Raw genomic sequence first — 5,261 nt, 5'->3', positions numbered from 1 at the left:
GCCAAGCGTATTGGTTATTATTACCTCACGCCTTTGCGACTTGCTTATCTTATCATACACATGCGATTATGTCAATAACAGTTACTTCCACATATACAGTCTAATCATCTGTGTAACCTTAAGAGTCTTAACATAATACTTATACCTTATTATTTATTGTTTGTAAATGAATATATTTTATTCTAAACAAATAATTTCCCTAAAATGTTTACTCGAAAAGAAAATGAAGCGGCGCCACCAATGGTGGCGCGCCTACTTTTACTCATTATTAGCCTTTTTCTCAACAACAGCTAACGCTATCACTTGATCATTTTCATCAGTCCGCATGAGTTTTACGCCCTGCGTACTGCGACTGGTTATCGAGATAGCGTCAATTTCCATACGGATAATTATACCGTCAATAGTTATCAACATAAGCTCCTGTCCAGGCTTAACCACTTTAATACCGATTACATGGCCAATTTTCTCAGCTGAGTTTGGTTTTATGTTAATAACACCTTTACCACCCCGACCAATTACCCGATATTCACTGACACTAGTACGTTTTCCATACCCTTCAGAAGTTACGGTCAGCACTTCACCGTCTTTTTTGATTACATCCATACCAACAACCTGGTCGCCAGGTTCCAGAGTTATTCCTCTAACGCCGTGGGCTGTTCGTCCCATAACTCTGACGTCCGATTCATGGAAAACAATAGCTTTACCATCACGGGTACCCATGATAATATTACATTCCCCATTTGTCAGTTTAACGCCAATTAAGTCGTCATCTTCATCTAAAGAAATTGCGATTATACCACCTTTACGGGTAGTATCAAACTCAAGCAGTTCTGTTTTTTTGACAATACCTTTTTGCGTAGCCATAAATAAGTACCGTTTGGCACTAAATTCTTTAATGGGAATAACAGCAGTAATTTTTTCATCTTTTTCTATTTGGAGTAGATTGACTATAGCTGTTCCTTTGGCTGTACGTCCGGCTTCTGGCAACTCATAGCCTTTTAGGCGGTACACCCGACCCCTACTGGTGAAAAATAAGAGATTATGATGGGTTGTCGCGACAAACAAATGCTCAACAAAGTCTTCTTCTTTGGTTCCCATTGCGGTTACCCCTTTGCCACCACGTCGCTGACTGCGATAGGTATCGACAGGCAAACGCTTGATATAGCCTTGATGGGTCAAAGTAATTACGATATCTTCTTCTGCTATTAAATCCTCCATATCCATTTTGGAAACATTGCTAGTAATAACCGTGCGTCGTTCATCTGCAAAACGTTTCTTTACATCCAACAATTCTTCTTTAATGATGTTTAATACTTTGCTTTCATCTGCCAGCACGCTCTCCAGCCACTCAATTGTCTCCATGATATCCTTATACTCATTTTCGATTTTTTCGCGTTCCAGTCCGGTCAAGCGCTGGAGACGCATATCCAAAATGGCCTGGGATTGCTTTTCACTTAGATTAAACTTATCAATCAACGCATTTTTAGCAATTTCCGGAGTTTGCGATTGTCTAATAGTACTAATAACGGCATCCAAATGGTCAAGCGCAATTTTTAATCCTTCTAAAATATGAGCCCTGGCTTGCGCCTTGTCCAATTCAAACTTAGTGCGGCGCACGATTACATTTTTTTGATGCTCCAGGTAATGCCAAAGAATTTCCCGTAAGTTAAGCACCTTGGGGCGGCCATTTACCAAAGCCAGCATATTGACACCAAAAGTATCCTGCATCTGGGTATGTTTATACAACTGATTTAAAACTACATCTGCATTAGCATCTCGTCTAAGCTCAATAACTACCCGCATGCCATTCCGGTCACTCTCATCTCTTAGATCGGTGATACCATCGATGGTTTTATCCCGAACGAGCGTAGCAATGGTTTCGATCAATCTAGCTTTATTGACCTGATACGGCAGTTCACTCACCAATATACGCTGTTTCCCGCCAGACATATTTTCGATCCTGGCTTGGGCTCTAATTTGTATACTCCCCTTACCGGTAGTATAAGCCTGTCTAATGCCTTCTCGTCCCAGTATTAGCGCCCCTGTAGGAAAATCAGGCCCTTTTATCACCATCATTAAGTCGTTTATAGTAACATCAGGGTTATCAATCATCATAATTAGGCCATCAACAACTTCCCCCAAATTATGTGGAGGAATATTGGTAGCCATACCTACTGCAATACCGGAAGAACCGTTTATCAGCAGATTAGGTACTTTAGCCGGTAATACCGAAGGTTCCTTTAATGATTCGTCATAGTTAGGAACAAAGTCGACTGTGTCTTTTTCAATATCTGCCAACATTTCTTCGGCAATCCGCGACATGCGAACTTCTGTGTAACGCATAGCGGCTGCCGAGTCACCGTCTACAGAACCAAAATTACCATGTCCATCTGCCAACATGTAACGGGTTGAAAAATCTTGTGCCATACGTACAATGGCATCATATACCGAACTATCGCCATGAGGATGGTACTTACCAAGCACTTCACCGACAATACGCGCCGATTTTTTATACGGCTTATTAGCGGTCATTCCAGCCTCGTGCATAGCATAAAGTATCCGTCGATGAACCGGTTTTAATCCATCACGGACATCTGGCAATGCGCGCATAACAATTACGCTCATAGCATAATCAATATATGAATTTTTCATTTCATCTTCAATTTTGACTGGCAATACTTTACCTAAACCAAAATCCAAACCACCTTGCACAAAACCACCTCAAATAATTCGTCATTCTAGTATGATTTCCCCACTTACGAAGAAAAATCCTGCAATTGCCGGCAAAGTGCAAAACTATCCCCTTATTTCCCCTGTAACCGAAAATCTTTTACCCCATATACTAAAAATACACTAGTATCCATCATCATCAACAGGAGGCATGAGGGTAATGAATATTTTTTATATATTGCTTCTCGGCATAGCTGTCAGTCTTGACGCTTTTGTTGCTGGAACAGCCTATGGATTAAAATCTATAAAAGTTCCTTCTCATTCTTTACTAGTAATCGGACTTATTACTGCTCTTTGTACCGGAACTGCCATGACATTTTCTTCGTTTCTGGGTTCATTTCTCGATACTCACCTGGCTGTTGTTGTCGGCTCACTGCTATTAATTACCATTGGTGCTTGGAATGTCTTTTGTGAATACCTTACCCAAAAAAGTCGCTGCCAGGATGCTTCTGCAAGTGCCACCTGCCTTACCCTTCGCTTTGGACGTATTATTATCAATATTATGGCTGACCCGGAAACTGCTGATATGGATCACTCCCGTTCAATAAATTTCTCAGAAGCGGTATTTCTTGGCATAGCCCTAGGAATTGATAATTGGATTGCCACTTTTGCTGCCGCCCTGATTAATCCGTTGCCGTTTTACACCCCAGTGATCATGAGTGTTATTCAGATATCTTTAATCGCGGCAGGAATGAGCATCGCTCCCCGACTAGTATCCAAAGATCTTAAAAACCGGTTTCCCTATCTTCCCGGAGTAATTATAATTATTCTCGGTCTTCTGCGTCTGGTCTAATCTAGACGTTTTCTTTTTGCTTACTTAACAAAATCAGGTATTTCAAATACAATAAAAATAGCTACATAATGCCAGTAAATGGAGGTTATATTATGCCATTTAAAATTCTAACAGTAAATCCTGGCTCAACTTCCACCAAAATCGGGCTATATGAAGACACAACCGAAATCGTCAGCAAAAGTATTAACCATAGCGTAGAAGATCTTGCAAAATTTTCAACAATTACCGACCAGCTCGAACACCGCTTGGAAAAAATCAATTTTTTTTTAGCTGAACAGCAGGTAGCTATTGGCGATTTAGCTGCAGTCGTCGGTCGCGGCGGATTATTAAAACCCATGCCTAGCGGTACTTATCAAATATGTAATACTATGCTGGATGATCTAAAAAATAACCGTCATGGAGCCCATGCTAGTAATCTTGGTGCAATTATCGCCAATGAAATCGCTAAGCAACACGGCTGTCCCGGATATATTGTCGATCCTGTCGTAGTTGACGAACTGGCACCGGTAGCCCGGATTACTGGCCGCCCCGAAATTACCCGCAAAAGTATCTTTCATGCCCTAAACCAAAAAGCTGTTGCCAAACGGTTTGCTAAAAGTATCCATCGCGCTTATGACAGCCTTAACCTGATTGTTGCTCATTTGGGCGGAGGTATATCGATAGGTTGTCATACTCTCGGTAAGGTAGTTGACGTAAATAACGCATTGGACGGTGAAGGTCCGTTTTCTCCTGAGCGTGCCGGAACAGTACCAGCTGCTCAATTTGCTGAATATTTGCTCACCAATAAACTGGAATACTCCGCTATCGTTAAACTCTTAGCAGGTCAAGGAGGTTTGGTGGCTCATCTCGGCACCAACGATGTACGTGAGGTGGAACGCCGTGCCGCCGCCGGAGATAGCCATGCAGAACTTGTCTATCAAGCCATGATTTATAATATTGCCAAAAATATCGCCGCCGCTGCCATTCCGGTTTGTGGCAAAGTGGATTATATTATTTTAACTGGCGGTATCGCCTACTCCCAAAAGCTTACTGACAAGCTTACCGAATATATCCGTTTCATCGCACCAGTTATTGTGCTTCCAGGAGAAAACGAACTGCAAGCGCTGGCTGAAGGCGCTTACCGGGTACTTACCGGTGAAGAAACGGCTAAAGTTTACCACGCGTAAAATAATAACCCCCAAATCCTATAGGACTGGGGGTTATTATTTTACGCATCATCCAATACAGATACAATCTTATCCTCGGTACAGCGGATTACCTTGGGTTTGCTATTTAGCTTTGTCTTTAAATCCACTTTGCCGCCCCATAGTTCTGCGACATACTTAATAGTTTCTTTGGCATAATTTATTTCTAATTCCCGCCCATCATAGATATGCTCTAATATCAGTACCCCGTTTTCCACACTCTGCGGATTGATTTCTGGAACTGTCCCCAAACCGACGGTTTTAGCCAGTTCATTCCGGATAGTCTTCCACCCTTCTGCGTCAGCCACTTCTGATACCACAATATCTACACCACGTACCTTGTAGGTAAACAGCTTCATTTCTTCACACAACTCTTGATTTAAATACCGTCGCAGGAAAGAGGTGTCCCGCTCTTGCGCACGAATCTCAAATATTTTATCCCGACCATAGTGTTTATCAAGATATTCAAACATCTTAAATCCAATAAAGTATGGATTAAGCTGCCCTTCATACGGCCTGATAACCAGATTATGCCGCTGCAGGACCTCCAAATG

4 protein-coding genes are annotated in these 5,261 nt (G+C 41.9%); 2 read left to right on the top strand and 2 right to left on the bottom strand.

Features of this window, described 5'->3' with window-relative positions:
* Positions 1–258: 258 nt before the first annotated feature.
* Positions 259–2,700 (bottom strand): DNA gyrase subunit A, encoded by a 2,442-nt coding sequence (gene gyrA, locus AC29Z1_RS13005; RefSeq protein WP_488271883.1) that lies wholly within the window; start codon positions 2,698–2,700, stop codon positions 259–261.
* A 190-nt stretch (positions 2,701–2,890) separates the two neighbouring features.
* Here gyrA and ytaF point away from each other — a divergent pair, with 190 nt between their 5' ends.
* Together ytaF and buk are read left to right on the top strand one after the other, a co-directional pair.
* Positions 2,891–3,523: a sporulation membrane protein YtaF gene (gene ytaF / locus AC29Z1_RS13000; protein ID WP_488271882.1), complete on the top strand. Its 633-nt coding sequence runs from the start codon at positions 2,891–2,893 to the stop codon at positions 3,521–3,523.
* A gap of 92 nt (positions 3,524–3,615) precedes the next feature.
* Positions 3,616–4,689, top strand: coding sequence for a butyrate kinase (gene buk, locus AC29Z1_RS12995; protein WP_488271881.1), 1,074 nt, complete (start codon positions 3,616–3,618; stop codon positions 4,687–4,689).
* 41 nt (positions 4,690–4,730) lie between these two features.
* Here buk and AC29Z1_RS12990 read toward each other — a convergent pair.
* On the bottom strand, positions 4,731–5,261 hold a 531-nt coding region (locus tag AC29Z1_RS12990), incomplete at its 5' end, for a SpoVR family protein (RefSeq protein ID WP_488271880.1).

This window comes from Sporomusa sp., from assembly GCF_057736855.1.
The sequence above is the reverse complement of the archived record's forward strand: the minus strand, read 5'-3'. Positions and strand labels throughout refer to the sequence as shown.